Here is an 18539-nt window from a genome sequence, read left to right as displayed (position 1 = left end):
ATGAACAAGCTGCTCATCGTCTCCGCCGCCCTCGCCTTCTCGACGCCCGCGCTCGCCGATATTCCGGTGATCGACAACACCAATCTCGCCATCGCCAAGAAGAATGCCGAGAACACCGGCGAGATCATGAAAACCAACACCAACATCCTCGAAAAGACCAAGGAGATTCTCGGTGCGCTCTCCGGTAGCCGTGACGGTTCGATGGGCATCTCTTCGACCGGCCTCGGCGGCAATATGTCGGTCTCGGCCGCACCGTCCTTCTCCTCGATCATGAACGGCGGCACCCTGTCCTTCGGCGGGCTCGGCTCGGATGCGCAGAATATCGCCGCGACGCTGATCAACGGCCTGCAGCTGGTCAAGCAGGTCAAGGCCATCGTCGAAGGCGAGGATACCGGCGCGATGAACAATGCCTTTTCCGGCGCGGTCAACACCGTGGCGCTGCTCTCGGCGCTGACGCAGCAGGCAACCAAGGGCGTGTCGCAGCGCGAGCAATCGCTTCAGTCGGCCACCGGCCAGATCGGCTCGGCCGAGGACGTCAAAGGTTCGGTCGATGCCAACACCCGGATGCAGCTGGAGACAGCGCGCACCATCAACGAGTTGATCGGCGTGTCGAACGGCGCGGTCTCGGCTCTGAACACCGAAATGCAGATGCGGCTAACCCAGCAGTCGGAGACCGCCAAGATGCTGCAATACAAAGACATCAACCCGTTCAAGTGAGGCCGCATGCGATTGCCCGTTGCCATCATGCTCTCCGGTCTCGCGCTGCTCGCCGGTTGCCAGACCAAGGGCGAGAAGAAAGCCCCCTGTCTGCCGATCTCGGGCTACGTCGAGGCCGATGACCTGTGCGGTCCGGCCATGCCGGTCAACGACGTCTTCGCACCCGTCCTGAAGGAATAAGCGGATGGCAGCGACCACGATTATCTCGGATATTTTTTCCAAGCTCGACGCCATCGGCGAGACGTTCATCAAGAACGCCTATGACGGCCTCGCGCTGCAGGTGAATGTCCTGTTCGGGTCGATGCTGACGCTCTATGTCCTCTGGTGGGGTTACATGATCCTCGCCGGCCGCGACGGCTTTTCCGTGCCGGAAGCGGCGTGGCGACTCGGCCGCGCCTTCTTCATCTATTACATGGCGACGAACTGGGGGGCATTTTCCGCCACGCTCTACAAGCTCGTCCAGGAGGTCCCCAATCTGATTTCCGACACGATTATCGAGTCGATCGCTGGTTCGGGTGGGGCGCTCGATGGCGGGACAGGCGACACGACTGGCGTCGTGAAGATCCTCGACGCCGTCTTCGAGACCGCAGGTAAGATTTATGAGCAGGTGGCAACCGGCACCTTCGAATATGTCGGCGCTCTTATCGGTGCGATCGTCTTTGTCGTCGCGATGATCTTCATCGCCGTCGCGGCGGCCGCGATCCTCGCCGCCAAGCTGATGCTGTTCATCACCCTAGCGCTGGCGCCGGTGTTCATCATCCTGGCGCTTTACCGCTGGACCTTCCGCTTCACCGACGGCTGGCTGTTGCTGATGGTGAACCTGATGGTGACGCAGACCTTGATGATGGCGTTCCTCGCCTTCCTCTACCAGCTCATCGAACTGGCGATCAACACGGCCAACAATACCGCGACGGAAAGCAAGCTTTCCTATGTCGCTCCGTTCGTGATCGTCTGCCTGCTCGGGATCGTCGTTTTTCGCTTCATCCCCTCCTTCGCCGCATCCATCGTTGGAGGCAGCGTTTTGGGGCAAGGCGATTCCGCCTTTATCGGCGGCCGGCGCTCGGTCGCCTATGCTGAACGCCAGGTCAGCGGGCGCGCTCGTATGCTGCGTGCTGGCCTTGGACGCCGCCGAACATCGGCAGATGTGCAAGCAGCACGCGCACGCGCTATACAGCGAGAAACCGAGAAGAACGGGCAACTTTAGGGTAGTCTCTCATGCCCAATCTTGATAACTATAGTTTATCAGAAGGAGAAAGGCCGTGGATCACCCCTGGCAAGATGATCGGCGACGCTTCGCCGCCATGGACGCGCAAAACCGTCTCAACGAGGAAATGGCTAAAAGCGAACGCGCCGAATCCAAGAAAGGCGGTGGCTTCGGCTACCTGGTGTTCATGGTCGCTGTTATCTTCTTCAAGCCCTTCGCCGAGTATTGCGTCGATCTCTACAACACGCTGGCCGGATACGCTCATAGCCTCGCCGCCGTGTTCGGCTTTTGATCGAGGAGGGTTCGTAATGAGGAACATCGCCTCGACGATGATTGCGCTCGCCTTGCTTGTTCCCGGTACGGCATGGTCTCAATCGCCAAGCTCGATCCTGCCTCTGTTGACCGGCGCGTATGCACCGGCCGAAGGTGGCTGCGAAGCCGCGGCCGCAGCGTTCATCTATATCGAGGACAAGGGAATCGGTGCGAACAAGACCGCCGGCAAGGTTCTTTCCGTCAAACAGGATGGCGGAACGTATGTTCTCGATGTGCTGTGGGTCGAGGCCGGGTCTGATGAATCAGACGGCGATCGCGACACGGTCCGCATCGAGGTGAAGGATGATCGCTCCTTCTACTTCTCCAATACGGCGTCGAAGAAAACGCTGATGAAGTGGTGCAGTTAGGTCTTCGGACGACTGCACCACGGAGCTGAACGCTCCACGAATCCAGGCAAACCAGCACTCACCTCAGCACCGATTTTGGCCGGTAGAGGTGATCGCTCGGCCTAGCGAATAAACTATATTTAACTCCGCAGGATTGGCGGTTTATCGGAAGTCCAAATGAGCAACGCAGAGCCAGCCGAACATACACCCGAAACTCCGACGATCGATCTCACCGCCTACTGGAAAGCCGGCGCCTCTTGGGAGGCAGAGCTTTATCGGAAGGAGCGCCGCTCGCGGAAGGTCGCCTGGACTGTCGCGACGGTCGCCGGCGTCTCCACGCTGCTCAGCCTTTCGGCCCTCAATCTCCTCGTTCCTCTGAAGCAATTCGAAGCCGTGGTGGTGATCGCCGACAAGACCACCGGCTTCGTCGAGGTCGCCCGCTCCCTGAACGAGAGCAAGCTTTCCGAAAACGACGCCATCAAGACCGCCAACATCGTGCGCTACATCCGGGCGCGCGAGACCTACGATCCTCGGGCGTTGAAGGACAATTACGATCTCGCCCAGCTCTATTCGACGGGCCAGGCCGCGGCGGATCTCCGGCACGAGTTCGAGCCGTCGAACCCGCAGTCGAAAGACAAGGTGCGCGGCCGCAACTCCCGCATCGCCGTCACCATCAAATCGGTGTCGTTCCTAAACGCGTCCACGGCGACCATCCGCTTCTCGACGGAGACGCGACGCGACAACACGCTTCGACGCGAGCACTGGGTCTCGGTGGTCCGTTTCCGCTATACGACGGCGCCGTTAAAAAACGAGTATCGCTTCGACAATCCGCTCGGCTTCCAGGTCGTCGAATACAGGCGCGACCAGGAATCGTTGCCCGAGGTGCTTCCGGCAGACAAGGCGGCGCGCTGATGCGGACATCTCTCCTCGCCTTTGCCGTCATCTCGCTGCTGGCCATGTCGAACACCGTGACGGCCGCAGACCCGCGCATCCGCTACATCACCTTCAACAACAATGCCGTTGTAACCGTGCCGGCTGGGCTCGGCGTCTCGACAATGATCCAGCTCGGCAGCTCCGAGGTGATCGAGACGATCTCGGCCGGCGACACGGCCAGCTGGTCGATAGTCCCAAAAAAGGGCTCCGGCATCCTGTTCGTGAAGCCGCTGCGCGAGAACGCTGAAACGAATGTCAACATCGTCACCAACCAGCGCGTCTATGCCCTGCTGCTGAAGGGATCGGCCGCGGCGGACCTGCGCGCCGCATTCCAGGTGCGGTTCAAATATCCGGACGAAGACGTCAACGCCCGGCTGCTGGCCGCCGCCCAGGAAAGCGCCAAGGATCCGCTCCTCAAGGATCTCGATCCGAGCCGCCTGAACTACGACTATGTGTTCAAGGGCGACACCAGCCTTAAGCCGCGCGTCGCCTTCGATGACGGCACGCATATGTACCTGGAGTTTCCCGACGAAATTCCCGCCATCTTCGTCGTCGAGGGCAAGCGCCAGGAATCTCTCGTCAATCTGCGCACCCAGGGCAAGTACGTCGTCGTCGACAAGATCGCGGCGCAGTTCACGCTACGCGCCGGCGACAAGTGGCTCTGCCTCTATAACCGGCAGGCCAATCGCCAATCCTTCGATCTCATCGAGGACGCATACGGGCCGAAGCGTCTCGGCAGCAAAGAGGAACGCCAGCGATGAGCAAGATCGACTTCGACCATCTCGACGGGCAAAGCAGCGTGGCGAGCGACCGCAATGGGCGTCTCGGCAAGCTCGCCCTTCCCGTCCTGCTTCTCGTCGGCGTCGGCGTGCTTGCCTATGTCAACTGGCCCAGCGGTCCGCAGACCTCCAACCTGACCGAAGGCACCGGCGAGACCTTCGAGACCTCAAATACCAGCATCCGCGATTTCCCCGACGAGCCGGTAAAACAGGCGGCCGATCCGAACCTTGTGCAAATCCCGATTGACGACAAGAAGCCCGTAGATTCCGCCACAGTCGACGTCACCGTCAACCAGGGCGACGATCTGGAGAAGCTGCGCCAGATCGAGGAAGAGCGTCGTCGCGCCGAAGAGGAGCGGCTTCGGGCGGAAGAGGCCCGCCGGCGTGCCGAGGAGGATGCGCGACTTGCTGCGCTGGAGGCAAAGCGCCTCGAAAATGAGGAGAAGGCGCGCTGGGAACGGCTGCGCTCGGATCAGATCATCGTCGACGGCTCCGGCCGCGAGAGTCTGACTGCCGGCGACCAGTCGGTGACGATCGCCGATGACGGCCAGCTCGTCGCCGTTCCCGGCGCGGAAAGCGATGCCAACAAGGCGTTTCTTGCCCAGTCGGAAAAGCAGACCGCCGGCATGGTCAAGGCGACCCGCTTCGATCGCACCGACGCGCTCGTCGCCCAGGGCACAATGATCCGAGGCTTCCTGGAGACGGCGATCAACACCGACCTGCCGGGCATGGTGCGCGCCGTCGTGCGCGAGGATGTTCGGTCGCTCGATGGCGCTCGCATTCTCATTCCGAAGGGCTCGCGCCTGATCGGGGAATACAAGTCCGGCCTGGCGCGTGGCCAGAAGCGCATCTTCGTCGTCTGGTCGCGTGTCATCCGCTCCGATGGCCTGTCCGCCGAGATCGCCTCGCCCGGCGCCGATCGGCTCGGCCGAGCCGGATTGACCGGCGAGATCGACACCCATTTCTGGGAGCGCTTCGGTTCCGCGATCATGCTGTCGGTTATCGGCGGCGCGGCAGAATATGTCTCGGCCCTTGGCGATACCGCGACCGAAAGCGCCCGCTCGATCTCGACGGTCGATCCGATCACCGGCGCGGTCACGACGATCACCACCGAGCCGAGCCGCACGGCGGCCGAAGCGCGCTCCATCGCCGCCGAGAAGTCGTCGGCTATCCTCCAGGACATCGCCAACGAGGCGTTCAAGGAAAGCTCGAAGATCCCGCCGACGATCTATGTCGCCCAGGGTGAGTCGATCGTCGTCTATCTGCGACGCGACCTCGACTTCTCCGCCTTCTACGCCGACCCGGTCCGGCAGGAGATGATGCGGCTGAGGCGCGGGGGGCAAATCCGGCGCAACGTCGATCCGACGCCTTATTATCCAGTCGCGCCGGTTTACAAATGAAGCAGTTTCCGTTCCTCGATAAAGCGCTTGAGCGGTTGAAGCCGTTTCTTTCGGACGAGCGCGTCTCGGAGATCTCTGTCAACCGGCCGGGCGAGTTGTTCATCGAACGCCTTGGCGTCGGCGGCATGGAGCGTGTTGTCGATGCGCGGTTTTCCGCCGAATGGATAAGGACGCTGAGCGAGCGCGTCGCCGGCTCCACCAACCAGGTCGTCAACGACGAGCACCCGATCCTGTCGGCGTCGCTCCCGACCGGCGAACGATTCCAGTGCTTCCTGCCGCCGGCCGCCCCCGATGGTGGCGCGATCTCGATCCGTAAGCAGGTCATCCATGACATCGGCCTGGATGTCTACAAGAGCCGTGGCGCGTTCGAGCATACAAAAGTCGGTCGGCAGCTCATGCTTTCAGCGGCCGAGGAGGAACTCGCCGCCATGATGCAGGGCGATGTCGACGCCATGCTGTTTCTTCGGACTGCGGTGCGATCGCGGGTGTCGATCGCCGTCTCCGGCGGCACGTCGACCGGCAAGACCACGTTTCTCAACGCGCTCCTGAAAGAAGTGCCGGACGACGAACGCATCATCACAATCGAGGACACACGCGAGCTGAAGCCGATCACGCCGAACACGGTCGCGCTGCTGGCCTCTAAGGGCGATCAGGGTCGCGCCAAGGTGACGCCGCAGGAGCTGCTGGAAGCCTCGCTGCGCATGCGGCCGGATCGGTTGATGCTGGGCGAGCTGCGCGGCGCCGAAGCGTTTTCCTTCCTGCAGGCGATCAACACCGGCCACCCCGGCTCGCTGACGACGGTCCACGCCAATTCCGCACGCTCGGCCTATGACCGCCTGGCGCTGATGGTCATGCAGAGCGGCGTTGCGCTCGAAAAGCAGGAGATCATCGACTACCTGAAAGAGGTCATCCCTGTCGTCGTCCAGCTCGCGCGCCTTCCAGACGGCCGGCGCGTCGTCTCGGAAATTGTCTTCACCAAGGGAGACATCCTATGAACCCGGCGATCCTGCTGCTCGGATTGGTCATCGCTGCAGCGGCGGCGGCATTCGTTGCCTCCCTCGCCTATGCCGGCCTCTACTATGCTTTCGACAATTCGACATGGATGTTCCAGGCGCTGCAGGACGATTTGCTGGCGTCCTACAAGGCAGCGCGCCTCGACCTCGCCGCCGGCGACTGGCATCGGCCGGCGATAGCGGCCGCGGCCGGTCTATTCGCCGGCGGCACGATGCTGGTCACCGCCATGACCGGCAAGAAAAAGTCGACCGACGCCCGGTTTCTCGGCCCGCTGGAGGCGCGCGCCCTTGGCCTCACGCGCACCGGTGGCGTATTCGTCGGTCGGATCGGCGGCAGCCTGATCAAGGTTCCGGGCGGCTTCACCCAGCGCGGCTCCGGTCGGCGGCGGTTCCTGAAGCCGATGCTGTTCGGCGGCAAGAAGCTCTGGATCGACGGCGATGACGTCGGCGGCTTCGTCATCGGCCCTCCCCGGTCAGGCAAGGGCGCCTCGCTGATCGTACCGAACTGCCTGCTCTGGCCGGACAGCATCGTCGTGCTCGATATGCGTGGCGAGACCTATGAGGCGACGGCCGGCTTTCGCTCGAAATTCTCCCGCGTGCTGCGTTTCTCGCCGGCCGACGAAAACGGCGATACCGAATGCTACAATCCGCTCGACTTCGTCGCCATCGATCCCGATCAACGCGATATCGACATTAACTCGATCGCGACGGCGCTGCTGCCGACGCCGAAGGGCGACGCTTACTGGATCTCCGACGCCCGCGCGCTGTTTGCCGGCGTCACCTCATGGGTGTTGGAGAATCCCGATATTCTAGACAAGGACAAGAACCTCGGAACGGTCCTCAACGTCGTCGAGGGCGGCGATCAGTCGCTTCGGGAATGGTTGGAAGAGGTCGCCAATCCCGAGCTTCGCGCCGCCTGGATCAGCTCCTTCACCTATACCACCCTCGCCCGTTTCGCCGTCATGGCCAGCAAGCAGTTCGATGGCGTCTACGGTTCGCTCGCCGCGGCCGTGCGGCCGTTCAAGAACAACCGCATATTGCGCGCGACGGCGCGGTCGACCTTCGACATTCGGGCGATGCGCCGCGAGAACATGAGCCTCTATCTCGATTTCCGGATCCAGCAGATCGCCTCGATCGGGCCGATCTTCAATGTGCTCATGGTCCAGTTCATGGACTACATGTCGCGCAACATGATGAAGCGCGGCGAGCGTCGGGTACTGGTCCTGCTCGATGAATTCCAGAACCTGGGCAAGCTTGAAAACGCACTGACGGTCGCGACCGTCCTTGGCGGCTATGGCATTCCCTGCTGGTTCTTCGTGCAGTCGCTGCGATCGATCGACAACGTTTATACGCGCGAGGGCCGGCAGACCCTCGTCAACTCCGCCCGCGCTCAGATTTTCCTTGGCGCACAGGATCCGGAGGACCAGCGCTATGTGTCGCAGCTGCTCGGCGAGCGGAAGGAGGTGACGGTCGACAAGGCGGTCTCCACCGGCGTGACGCTGTTCGATCGAAAGGGTGCGACCATGTCCCACAAGACCACGATGCGGCCGCTAATGCGGCCGGATGAGCTGGGCGCGATGAACGAGACCCGCTGCATCATCAAGCTTCGAAATCAACAACCGATATTCGGCGTTCGGAATTACTATTATGCCGATAGGGAGCTTGCGAAGCGCGCGTGGCTGCAGACGCGAGCGCCATCGAGTAAAACGCCGATCGATGGCCCCAGCAATTTCGAGTTCGAAACATCAGAGGCTGGACCGTCCCCCGTCAGCGCTTCTCAGAGCATACCGACACCCGGGGCAAAATTTGTTGCAAATAGCTCGGCCGTTCTCAGAAATCCGCCGAGTCAATTGCAGCCCGAGCAATTTCATCAACTGCCCGATGCTGCCAGTGAGCCCCAGCGCTCCGGCCAGAACAGCGACCCACCTTGCGCTAGCCCAGCCCCGGACTTTAGATCGGCGTTGGACGCAAGCGCTCTACGAAAGGCCGAGGCAGATCAATCGATCGAGAAGATCTTGACCATACTCAAAACCTCTCCCGGGAAGAGGCGGGCGGCGAACAAGGTTCGGAAAGAGGTCACGTCTGCGCTTGCCGACGAGTGAGCTCAAATTCACCCGGATGTTCCGAACCTGATTCTTTTCACTGTCTCGGCTCAGCGAATATAGCTGCCGCCGTTGACATCCAGCGTTGCACCGTTGAGCGAGTCCTGTGAATGACGCAACAAGAAGGCGACAAGTTCGGCTATTTCAGTTGGTTCCGCCATATCCCCTATTGGAATTTCCCCTACAGCTTCTACCTCGTCATGGGCGGCGATGTATTTCTCTGTCATCTCAGTGCGGACTAGACCCGGCGCGATAGACATCGCCATTACCCCCTCCCGACCGAAGCTATAGGCGATGGATTTGGTGAGATTGATGAGCGCGGCCTTGGTCGCGCCATGCGGCAGCATATCGGGGGTGGAGCCTCGCTGACCGGCCTGGCCGGCCATGTTTACAATGCGCCCACCACCTTCGGTTCGAAAATGCCTAATCGCCTCCCTGCAAAGGTCGGCCGCTGCAAAGACATTTAGTTGGAACTCCCTATGCCAGGCGGCCTTCCAGTCCGCGGACGAGTGCTCTATTGGAATTTCAGTGCGAATACCCGCATTGTTGACGACGCCGTGAACACGCCCCGCGAATGCGATGGCCTTTCGCCAAAGCGCGCACGGCCCGTCCACGTCCGAAAGATCGGCTTGCACCACCAAGCCGTTGCCCCCAACACGGGCCAATAGAGTCTCCGCGGCATGCTCGTCCTGAAAATAGTGGATGATTGGCCGCGCACCCTCTAGTGCGAGGCGTTCTACGATCGCAGCGCCTATACCGCCTGATGCACCAGTAACCAGGACTGTCTGTCCCCGCAAAGGCTTATCCATGTATCGCTCCATTAGTTGTGACGCCTTCTCGGATTTCCACAAACGCCTTGGACCACGAGAAGACACAATCGGCTGGCAAGTACCGCATCACGCGATCTGATCGGAAGAAACTCCTCAAAGTAGAAGATCGTGGACCGAAAACAGTCAGCGCAATTGTGGTGTCCGTTGCGACGAGAACAGGCCTCTATTTGGAAACGAAGGCACGACAGGAAACGAAATCTAGCGAAACCAAACGAAACGCGGGCCAATAAACCTTTGTTAAACAACGGAAAGTTTTTTCTCCCTCCGCCGAACGACGGGAGTGATTTCAAAGAATTATTCAAACGGTTGGCCGCGGCGGGAGCGGGACGGCAGCTGGGCAGCGATGGGTTTCCAGCAGGGCCATGGACGCCCGAGTTGCTTGCAGAGGCGATTTCCCAAATTGATTCCAACCGGATAGGGGTCGACCTGCGGACGGTGCAACTTTGGTTTCAGGAGAACGACAAGGGAATTAGCACTGCCAACATTCGTTGGCTGGCAAGGATTTTTGGGTGCGATGATCCGGTATCAACCGGCGATTGGCAGATGGAGCTGAGCGCGGCCCAGGCTCGATTAACGGCCAAGAGGCGAGAAGGAAGAAAAGCTGGAAGCAACATGGCAATGGGGCTTCCAGGTCTGGTACAGACTGCGACCGCCACTGATGAGACGGTATCCGCGGCAGAGTTGGCACAGCATGTTGATGCGAAGGGGCCAGGTCGTGGTTTGGATTTGGCAATGAGGTCAGAGGCGCTTTTTAGTCGCGGCTCTCCGTTGAACTTACCGGCGGGCGTATTTGCAGGTGCCACCGCGCTTGGTTTTTTGTCATATGTTACGGGAGTTCATAGCGCGACTTACGACCGAGTGGACGGCGTCGTCAAACAAGTCGGATTTCTCTGGGCGCCAAACTGGACATTCCTCTTCATGGTGTTCCTGCCATTATTCTTCGGATTCGTTATCGAGCTCCTAGCCTTCTGGAAATTTGAGGCGCGTTTGAAGCTTGTGGCGCAGAGCGACCAGATCGAAAGCCACAATGCCTGGGCGCGCACCGTAGGAAGCGCGTCCTCAACCTATTGGGCAGTTTTCTTGGTATGTTTGGTATTCGCAGGTATAGTTCAGTGGGTCGAAGTGTGTTTGATTCCGCTCATGAAAGGCAACGGGGACTATGCTATCGATTGGGGAAAAATAGCGATCGTTCGCCCTGATATCATATCAGTACCCGAGGCGGTTCTGTTCACGGGTTTTTCTTATTTGTACATGGCAATATCGTTCTATGTTTTCTTTGTAGGCCTCATTTTGCTTTACACGATCGCATATGATTTCTGGAAAATCAAAGAGAAGTTGAAAGATCAGCCTGAGGTGAATTCTCAATGCGATCTCAATGAAGTCGGCCTAACGATCATACGTGGGACTTTTCGATGCACTGTTTTAGGGATTTTGATCGCCATATGCATGAAGATCCAAAGCTCTTACTTGACATCGACTGGCGAGAATATTGCTGCTTGGTTCGTCGGCGACATATCTTCGGCCATTTATGGAGACAAAAATATGAACAGCGCGATCGGTTATAGCATGCCGACGCATTACAGCAGCCTTCTTGTCGTTATTTCTACCTGTATTGTGTTCTTGTTTGGCGCCCTCCGTCTAGATATCGGAAACCAGTTCCGTGTGACCTTGTGGAAGATGTCGACGGTCGTGGCGTTGCTCGTTGCAGGCTACTTATTGATTGGTGCCTTTGCTGGCTTTTCGATTCTTCTGAGTATTGGAGTGCTTTTCGCACTTTACGGCCTGTTTGATCCAGGGCTCGGGCGCTGGCAGACGAGTGAGTTAGGAAGCAAACTGAATGTATCATAATTGGCTTGATCGTTGGGATGAGCGGCGGGCACAGCGCGGTGAGGAAGCAAAGAAGGCAACGGTCTTCGCGCTCGACGCGGAACGCGCCTTTTCAGGTGCCGAGAAGGTAGGGAGTATCGAAGAGTTCGGTCTCCTTGCAGACCAAGCCTTAGCCGATCGGGCTTTTTTTGATGAGCCGAATGGAAGCGATCACGGCTTTCAAACGCAAGATGGGTGGCTCAAATTTCCATCTGACTCAACCACTGACATTGCTGAGAATAATGTCGTTTGGGCGAAGATCACGGAAAGTGGATCGCTCGACCACGCGATGGTGGTTTTTCACCATTGGAATGCAAGCGCGCGGAATAGTCAGCTTGCCAGGTTTTTTTCCAAGCGCGGCATAACGGTTATCGAGATTGCGATGCCATATCACTTCGAGCGCAGCCGTCCGGGGTCCGCGCACGCCGATTACATGCTTAGCCCAAATCTGGGTCGAACGATCCAATCAATAAGGCAGGCGGTATGGGATGGGCGAAAACTCATACGTTGGCTGGAGAGCGAAGGCTACAGAGAGATCTCGGTTCTCGGTATGAGCCTGGGCTCCTGGGTCGCCGGACTCATCGCGGCTCACGACTCGGCCGTTTCTAAAGCCTCGTTGTTTCTGACGGCTGGAAGCCTAGCGGATATGGTTTGGACCGGCCGTGCGACACGTTCGATACGAGATAGCCTCAAGCCCAGTATTGATCTGACGGATCTCAGGAGAGTCTGGGCGCCGCTCAACATGGAAAATTATGCGGATCGTTTAGCGCGTCGGGATCTGAACCTTCACATTGTGTTGGCGAAGCGAGATAAAGTGGTGTTGCCAGAACTTTCGGAGAGGTTCGTGCAGACGCTGACCCGCGCCGGCGCTAAGGCTGGCATTTTGCGTTTGAACTGTGGTCACTATTCGCTCGCCATGCCGCCTTATATTTTGCTGGCGGGTATGAACTTGAAGCGGTTTCTGTCGTGATGACTCCTTACACTAAAAAGCCAGACCATTTTTAGCTGGATTTTTCCGCGGAAGATTCCTGGCTGGGGGAGAAGAGAGGTATCCTCACCAGGCTTAAGAACGACTGCGTATCAACAGGCGAGCGCGGGAACACTCGTCCAGAACGCCATCAAACATGGGAAGTTCCACGGAACGATCGCCGCCATCCGGAACAACTTGTCCGCTCTGGTTCACTCCTTGGCGGGCAAATAGCAGAGCGTTGAAGGACCGCGCGCAGCTCTTCGGCATGCGGCCAAGCCTCTATCGCCCGTCAGGCCGAGCGCGGCGACGATGCCGACAGGTACGTTCTCACGCAGTGACGTCGCCCTCGCTTCGGGCAGCATCTGCGGGCGACAATGACTCGATGATGCGGCAATCTGCAACCGTGCCGCATCTGCAGGTGTCGATGATCCGGTCGAGCTCGGTTTTCAGAGACAAGAGATCGCTGATCTTGCGCTCGACCTCCGTTCGATGAAGCTTGGCGATGTCATCTACCGCCGCACAGGACTGGCTGCGGTCGTCGGAAAGACGCAGCAGTTCCTTGACCTGGTCAAGAGAGAACCCCAACTCGCGCGCCCGTCGAATGAAGCTGAGACGATTGAGATGCGCGGGCTCGTAAGAGCGATAGTTCCCGTCGGTGCGCGCGGGCGACGGCAGTATTCCGCTCTTCTCGTAGAACCTGATGGTCTCCACGCTGGTGCCCGTCGCCTCCGCGAGGCGGCCTATTGTGAGTACCTTGCTCATCTCAACCCCATAGTGACTACGGGGTCTAACTAGCCCGGTTTCTGTGCGGCGTCCACACGACCCTCATCTGACGCGGTCGATCTCCCCTTTGACGAGGGCCACAAACCCTTCACGGCTAAAATCAACCAATGGCTTGCCGTTGACGAAGAATGTCGGCGTCTGCTGGACCTTGTTCGCCTCCACATCGGCGATGTCCGCCTTCAGCACCTTGTCGACTTCAGGCTTCACGCTTTCCAGGCGCGCGGCCATGAGGTCAAGACCGACCTCCTCGGCAATTACCCATGCGCGCTTCAGGTCCGGTTGCCCGTGGACCGCCCATTCCGGCTGCTTCGCCATCAGGGCCGTCAGGACTGGCTCGAACTTGTCCTGCTTACGGGCGGCCTCCAATATTCTGACGACTTCATCCGAGCCTTCATGGAAAGGCGTGTAGCGGATGACGATGCGGACATCGTCGGGATAGGTGGCGAGAACGTCTTTCACCAGCGGATAGAATGCACGGCAGGCCTCGCATGACGGGTCGAGAAACTCGACGATGGTCACCGGAGCGTCGATCCGACCGAGAATGGGCGAGTGTGGCCGCACCAGCGTACTCTCGACCGCTGGCACGGCGGCGGCTTCCAGTGCCTTTTGGGAGGAATACCAGTAAGCGCCACCACCGAACGCGGCAATGGCGATCAAGACGGTAAGGCTGACAACAAGACGTCGGTTCATTTGCTGGTATTCCTTCGGATGGCATGAAGCAGGATCGTGATGGCGGCAAAGGCCGCGAACGAAAGCACGGGGAGCGGAACCCATCCGAAGACGGTCATCTTCGCGTCGGCACAGGATGGTCCCTGTCCGCAAGGCACGATGCCCTCGGGGATCAGGCCGTAGTAGAGGAGCACATGGTAGCCTGCGATCGACAGCCCGCCCAACGCCAACGGCAGGGCGTATCGCCAAATCCCGTTGTCGGCGCTTAGCGCCGCGATAGCCAGGATGACCGCAAGCGGAAACATGAAGACCCTCTGGTACCAGCAGAGAATACAGGGAGCCTGCCCCATTATCTCACCGACGAACAACGCTCCGCCTGAAGCGACAAGCGAGATCAGCCAAGCCAGAAAGAGCGCCGACCAGCCGGATTCGTGAGATGCGTTGTGAGTGCGGTTCATGCGATTCCGAATTGTGCCATTAAAGAGATCAGATTCTGCACCCTGTACCGACTACAGGGTCAAGAGGCAGTCAGTGTTCCTCATATTCGTCATGGAGGTTGTATTCGGGCCATCTGTCCCTGGGGATGAGGTCTCCCAGACGGAACTCGAAGCCTGTGACGCTGGCGTGATCCGGTGCGAGGGTGCATCTGAATTGAAGACGATACCACTGCCGTTTGCTCTGCAGCGCCGCGCCGTCAGCGGTGAGAACATCGCCGGCCATCACGGGATCGCCGATCGCGAAAATCCTCACATATTCGGCCTCGATCTCATCGCTCCAGGCGCTGACCTGTGCCATTGCCTCCAGGCCGCAAAGTTGCTCGACCTGGTCGGTGGGCAGGAGCGTGGAAAGCTCTTCCCGTGCCTCACGGCTACGGGCGTCCACCAGCACGTCTCCGGACAGCATGCGGGTCGCTTTGACCATCGCCGGCGCGGCAATGTCGTCGCGCTTGCTCTCTCCATCGCCGGCCGGTTCGATCTCGTCGTTCGGCTGACCTCCAGTCTTCTCTTGCGCTCCCTTTCCATTTTGCGGAGCCGTGACGATCTCGACGTCAATGGACCTCTCCTCGAAGACTTTATGTTGCGAGGGAGGCGGCAACAGGAGGATAAAGGCGCATGCGGCGGCGTGCAGAAGCCCGGATAACGCAAGGCCCCACCAGTTAGGGCGCGGGGCGGTCCGTCGCTGCCCATTCATCGTTTATCGGCTTTCACCCGTACATCGCTCGATAGCCACGCTATGGAGCTTCCGCCATCTCTTTGAACCCTGTAGCCGGTACAGGGTCAAGCAATACGGTCCGGCTTGGTATGCACGACCTGCAAAAATCGGGCCTTGAGTCTGTAGCCACTACAGGGTGTAGGCAGAGACGATCATGAGTGCGAGTGACCTGGACGCGACAATGGAACCAATCAAGAATATCAAGTACCGCGTCGGCGGTATGGATTGCGCGAGCTGTGTGGCGAAGATCGAGAACGCGGTCGGACGCCTGCCGGGCGTGGACTATGTCGGCGTCTCGCTTTCCTCCGGCACCTTGACCGTTCGGCCAGGTCAAGACTTCTCGAAAGGCACCGTGGAGCGGCAGGTGAAAGCTCTCGGCTTCGCCATCGCGCCCGAGGGCGCGCCACTCGTTCCCAGCGACGACGGCCCAGACCGTCAGCACTTCGATCCCGTCGACGGCCCCTGGTGGAAGACGCGCAAGGCCCTGCTCACCGCGGTGAATGGCGCGGCCCTGGCGCTGACATACATCGCACATCTTATCTTCCCCGCGGTTCCGCAATGGATATTCGTGCCGGCGCTGGCCATCGGCGTGGTTCCGGTCGCGCGCCGTGCGATCGTGGCCGCCATGACCGGTACGCCGTTCTCCATCGAGATGCTGATGGCGATCGCGGCCATTGGGGCGATGATCATCGGTGCGGCCGAAGAAGCCGTGATGGTCGTCTTCCTCTTCCTGGTCGGCGAGCTTCTGGAGGGTGTCGCGGCAAGCCGCGCGCGGGCAAGCATCCGCAGCCTTGCCGACCTTGTCCCAAAGACGGCATTTGTAGACCTCAACGGCGAAACGAAGGAAGTACAGGCGGAAACCCTGGCGCTTGGAAACGTCATTCTCGTCCGTCCCGGCGACAGGATCGCAGCCGATGGCTCGATCGTCGAAGGCAGTTCCGCGATCAACGAGGCCCCGGTTACGGGGGAAAGCGTTCCGAGGCAAAAGACGGTCGGCGATGCAGTCTTCGCAGGAACGATCAACACGGATGCTGTGCTCCGGGTGAAGGTCACGGCGGTCGCGGGCGACAACACGATTTCGCGGGTCATCCGCCTCGTGGAAGAAGCGCAGGATAGCAAGGCTCCGACGCAGCGGTTCATCGACCGCTTCTCGACGTACTACACCCCGGCAGTCCTCGTCGTCGCCGCCCTTGTTGCGACGATACCTCCACTTGCCATGGGCGGAATTTGGTCGGAATGGGTTTACAAGGGCCTGGCCATCCTCCTCATCGGCTGCCCCTGCGCGCTCGTGATCTCGACACCCGCGGCCATCGCAGCCGGTCTTTCGGCCGGTGCAAGGCGCGGCCTGCTGATCAAGGGCGGGGCCATCATCGAGACCCTGCGAAAGGTGACCCTCGTTGCCCTCGACAAGACCGGAACCCTGACTGAGGGCAAACCGAAGGTGACGGATGTCGTCGCGGTCAGCCGCTCCGAAAGCAAGGTCCTGTCGATGGCCGCTGCGCTAGAGGCCGGCTCCAGCCATCCCCTCGCGGTCGCCATCCTGGAGCGTGCGAAGGCCGACCGCGTTCCGGTCCCGCCAATATTCGGCGCGAAGGCCATTGCCGGCAGGGGCGTGAGCGGTTCCATCGGAGGTGAGCAGGTCAAGCTGCTGTCGCCGAAGGCGGCGCTGTCCGAAGTTCCCATCGACCAGGCGTTGCTGGATCAGATCGACGTCATGAACGGCGAAGGAAAGACTGTTTCGATCCTGCTGGCAGGCAATTCCGTGGCAGGCCTGATCGCTATGCGTGACGAAGCACGGGATGACGCCGTCGCCGGACTTCGGATGCTGAAAGCGGACGGTATCGAAACGCTTATGTTGACGGGCGACAACGAGCGGACCGCAAAGGCCGTCGGCTCCGGTCTCGGGATCGATGTCCGCGCCAGCCTGATGCCGGAGGACAAGCAGAAGATCGTCCGGGAGAAGCAGCGCGACGGCTTCGTCGTGGCCAAGGTCGGCGACGGTATCAACGACGCGCCGGCGCTGGCGGCAGCGGACATCGGGATTGCCATGGGCGGAGGCACGGATATCGCGCTCGAAACTGCCGATGCCGCGGTTCTTCACGGCAAGGTGTCCGATATCGCCAACATGATCTCGTTGTCTCGCGCGACCATGGGAAACATCTGGCAGAACATCGCGGTCGCGCTCGGCCTCAAAGCCGTTTTCCTCGTCACGACCATTTTGGGCATTACGGGTCTCTGGCCCGCCATCCTCGCCGACACGGGGGCGACCGTGCTCGTTACCATGAACGCCATGCGCCTGCTCGCATGGAAAGGCCAGAACACGAACTGAGATCGATGAAACGATGCGTATCCTGATAACCGCTCTGCTTCTCCTTTTGCCGACATCTGTGCTCGCGCACGAGTTCAAGGCAGGCAGCCTGCTGATCGACCACCCCAAGATCGTCGAGACACCGCCCGGCGCCAAGGTGGCCGCTGGCTATCTTACAGTCGTCAATTCAGGGGAGGGCGAAGACCGGCTTCTTGCGATCGAAAGCACGACCATTTCGCGGGTCGAAATGCACGCCTCGACGATCACCGACGGTGTCGCCCGGATGAAGCAACTGGAAAGTGGACTGCCAATCCCTGCCGGCAAGTCGGCCAGTCTCGGCGACGAGGGGACGCATGCGATGTTCATGGACCTCACCAGGCAGTTGAAGGCGGGCGAGAAGATCGAAGCCGTGCTGGCGTTCGAGAAAGCAGGCCGCGTTCCCGTCGTCTTCAATGTCGAGAAGCGCTCGGCACAGAAGGTCGAGCGTCATGAACACCAGTAGGTCGAAAGTCTTGCGGACGATCCGCTGGGTGAGTTGGGGTTTGATTGCCGTCCTCTCGACTGTCCTTGCCGTCCTATGGGCGCAGGTTCGCTTCAGCACGGAGGCGGAAGCGAAACCCTACGCCACGCCCTTCCAGTTGACTGACCAGAACGGCGCGACCGTTACCGAGCGCGAACTGCTGGGTAAGCCGTCGGCGTGGTTTTACGGCTTCACGCATTGTCCGGACGTTTGCCCTACGGCCCTTGCCGAGATGGCGCAGGTGCTGAAGGAACTCGGGCCGGAGGCCGACAAGCTGCGCGTCGTCTTCGTCAGCGTCGATCCCGCGCGCGACACTCCGGCAATCCTCAAGGACTACGTCGCCTACTTCGACGAGCGCATCGTCGCCCTGACCGGCGAGGAGCGGCAACTGCAGCAGATGACGAAGGCGCGCTACATCTTCTACAAGAAGGTCGGCGACGGGGACAGCTACGAGATGGATCATACCGCGGGCATCCAGCTCGTTCGGGCGGACGGTCGCTTTTTCGGGACGCTCGACAGCCATGAAAACGCGGACGTAAAGCTGCAGAAGGTCCGACGGTTGATCGGCGAATGA

The 18539-nt window shown here is 60.0% G+C and carries 21 protein-coding genes; 15 read left to right on the top strand and 6 right to left on the bottom strand.

Annotated features, from left to right (window positions below; translation table 11 throughout):
* From GB927_RS25690 to GB927_RS25645, 10 genes are all read left to right on the top strand, one after another.
* Positions 1–717 (top strand): type IV secretion system protein, encoded by a 717-nt coding sequence (locus tag GB927_RS25690; RefSeq protein ID WP_256120065.1) that lies wholly within the window; start codon positions 1–3, stop codon positions 715–717.
* Between the two features lie 6 nt (positions 718–723).
* The gene (locus tag GB927_RS25685) at positions 724–897 is read left to right on the top strand and encodes a hypothetical protein (RefSeq protein ID WP_256120064.1); all 174 of its coding nucleotides are present in this window, start codon (positions 724–726) and stop codon (positions 895–897) included.
* Positions 898–901: 4 nt separating this feature from the next.
* Positions 902–1921: a TrbL/VirB6 family protein gene (locus GB927_RS25680; protein ID WP_256120063.1), complete on the top strand. Its 1020-nt coding sequence runs from the start codon at positions 902–904 to the stop codon at positions 1919–1921.
* A 55-nt stretch (positions 1922–1976) separates the two neighbouring features.
* Complete coding sequence (locus GB927_RS25675; RefSeq protein WP_256120062.1) at positions 1977–2213, top strand: hypothetical protein; 237 nt, start codon at positions 1977–1979, stop codon at positions 2211–2213.
* A gap of 16 nt (positions 2214–2229) precedes the next feature.
* Positions 2230–2601, top strand: a complete 372-nt coding sequence (locus GB927_RS25670; protein ID WP_256120061.1) for a hypothetical protein — start codon at positions 2230–2232, stop codon at positions 2599–2601.
* A gap of 156 nt (positions 2602–2757) precedes the next feature.
* Complete coding sequence (locus GB927_RS25665) at positions 2758–3492, top strand: VirB8 family type IV secretion system protein (protein WP_256120060.1); 735 nt, start codon at positions 2758–2760, stop codon at positions 3490–3492.
* Complete coding sequence (locus tag GB927_RS25660) at positions 3492–4274, top strand: TrbG/VirB9 family P-type conjugative transfer protein (protein WP_256120059.1); 783 nt, start codon at positions 3492–3494, stop codon at positions 4272–4274. The genes GB927_RS25665 and GB927_RS25660 overlap by 1 nt, the downstream gene beginning before the upstream one ends.
* A complete protein-coding gene (gene virB10 / locus GB927_RS25655; protein ID WP_256120058.1) occupies positions 4271–5692 on the top strand; it encodes a type IV secretion system protein VirB10 in 1422 nt (473 codons plus the stop codon). The genes GB927_RS25660 and virB10 overlap by 4 nt, the downstream gene beginning before the upstream one ends.
* Positions 5689–6687, top strand: a complete 999-nt coding sequence (virB11, locus tag GB927_RS25650; protein WP_256120057.1) for a P-type DNA transfer ATPase VirB11 — start codon at positions 5689–5691, stop codon at positions 6685–6687. Before virB10 ends, virB11 begins: the two co-directional genes overlap by 4 nt.
* Positions 6684–8807, top strand: a complete 2124-nt coding sequence (locus tag GB927_RS25645; RefSeq protein ID WP_256120056.1) for a type IV secretory system conjugative DNA transfer family protein — start codon at positions 6684–6686, stop codon at positions 8805–8807. The genes virB11 and GB927_RS25645 overlap by 4 nt, the downstream gene beginning before the upstream one ends.
* A 50-nt stretch (positions 8808–8857) precedes the next feature.
* Here the strand turns inward: GB927_RS25645 and GB927_RS25640 are convergent, their stop codons facing one another.
* Positions 8858–9616 carry an SDR family NAD(P)-dependent oxidoreductase gene (locus GB927_RS25640; protein WP_256120055.1) on the bottom strand — a complete coding sequence of 253 codons (759 nt, stop codon included), beginning with the start codon at positions 9614–9616 and terminating at the stop codon, positions 8858–8860.
* 255 nt (positions 9617–9871) lie between these two features.
* On the opposite strand from GB927_RS25640, the gene GB927_RS25635 reads away from it, so the two are divergent.
* A complete protein-coding gene (locus GB927_RS25635; RefSeq protein ID WP_256120091.1) occupies positions 9872–11485 on the top strand; it encodes an RcgA family putative transporter in 1614 nt (537 codons plus the stop codon).
* The gene (locus tag GB927_RS25630; protein WP_256120054.1) at positions 11475–12473 is read left to right on the top strand and encodes an RcgR family putative quorum lactone hydrolase; all 999 of its coding nucleotides are present in this window, start codon (positions 11475–11477) and stop codon (positions 12471–12473) included. Before GB927_RS25635 ends, GB927_RS25630 begins: the two co-directional genes overlap by 11 nt.
* Before the next feature lie 110 nt (positions 12474–12583).
* On the opposite strand, the gene GB927_RS25625 is transcribed toward GB927_RS25630, so the two are convergent.
* The 5 genes from GB927_RS25625 to GB927_RS25605 all read right to left on the bottom strand — a co-directional run bounded on the left by GB927_RS25625 (position 12584) and on the right by GB927_RS25605 (position 15116).
* A complete protein-coding gene (locus GB927_RS25625; protein ID WP_256120090.1) occupies positions 12584–12658 on the bottom strand; it encodes an aldehyde dehydrogenase family protein in 75 nt (24 codons plus the stop codon).
* A gap of 142 nt (positions 12659–12800) precedes the next feature.
* Positions 12801–13235 (bottom strand): MerR family transcriptional regulator, encoded by a 435-nt coding sequence (locus GB927_RS25620; RefSeq protein WP_256120053.1) that lies wholly within the window; start codon positions 13233–13235, stop codon positions 12801–12803.
* A 63-nt stretch (positions 13236–13298) separates the two neighbouring features.
* Positions 13299–13946, bottom strand: a complete 648-nt coding sequence (locus GB927_RS25615; RefSeq protein WP_256120052.1) for a DsbA family protein — start codon at positions 13944–13946, stop codon at positions 13299–13301.
* Entirely contained in the window at positions 13943–14383 is a 441-nt protein-coding gene (locus GB927_RS25610; RefSeq protein WP_256120051.1) for a disulfide bond formation protein B, read from the bottom strand. The genes GB927_RS25615 and GB927_RS25610 overlap by 4 nt, the downstream gene beginning before the upstream one ends.
* Before the next feature lie 70 nt (positions 14384–14453).
* Complete coding sequence (locus GB927_RS25605; protein WP_256120050.1) at positions 14454–15116, bottom strand: DUF930 domain-containing protein; 663 nt, start codon at positions 15114–15116, stop codon at positions 14454–14456.
* A 202-nt stretch (positions 15117–15318) separates the two neighbouring features.
* On the opposite strand from GB927_RS25605, the gene GB927_RS25600 reads away from it, so the two are divergent.
* From GB927_RS25600 to GB927_RS25590, 3 genes are read left to right on the top strand one after another with little or no spacing between them, the layout of a single operon-like run.
* A complete protein-coding gene (locus GB927_RS25600) occupies positions 15319–17466 on the top strand; it encodes a heavy metal translocating P-type ATPase (RefSeq protein ID WP_256120049.1) in 2148 nt (715 codons plus the stop codon).
* Between the two features lie 13 nt (positions 17467–17479).
* Positions 17480–17947, top strand: a complete 468-nt coding sequence (locus tag GB927_RS25595) for a copper chaperone PCu(A)C (RefSeq protein ID WP_256120048.1) — start codon at positions 17480–17482, stop codon at positions 17945–17947.
* Positions 17934–18539, top strand: a complete 606-nt coding sequence (locus tag GB927_RS25590) for an SCO family protein (RefSeq protein ID WP_256120047.1) — start codon at positions 17934–17936, stop codon at positions 18537–18539. Before GB927_RS25595 ends, GB927_RS25590 begins: the two co-directional genes overlap by 14 nt.

This window comes from Shinella lacus (assembly GCF_010994755.1).
Lineage (GTDB): Bacteria > Pseudomonadota > Alphaproteobacteria > Rhizobiales > Rhizobiaceae > Shinella > Shinella lacus.
This window is presented reverse-complemented; position numbering and strand designations above follow the sequence as displayed.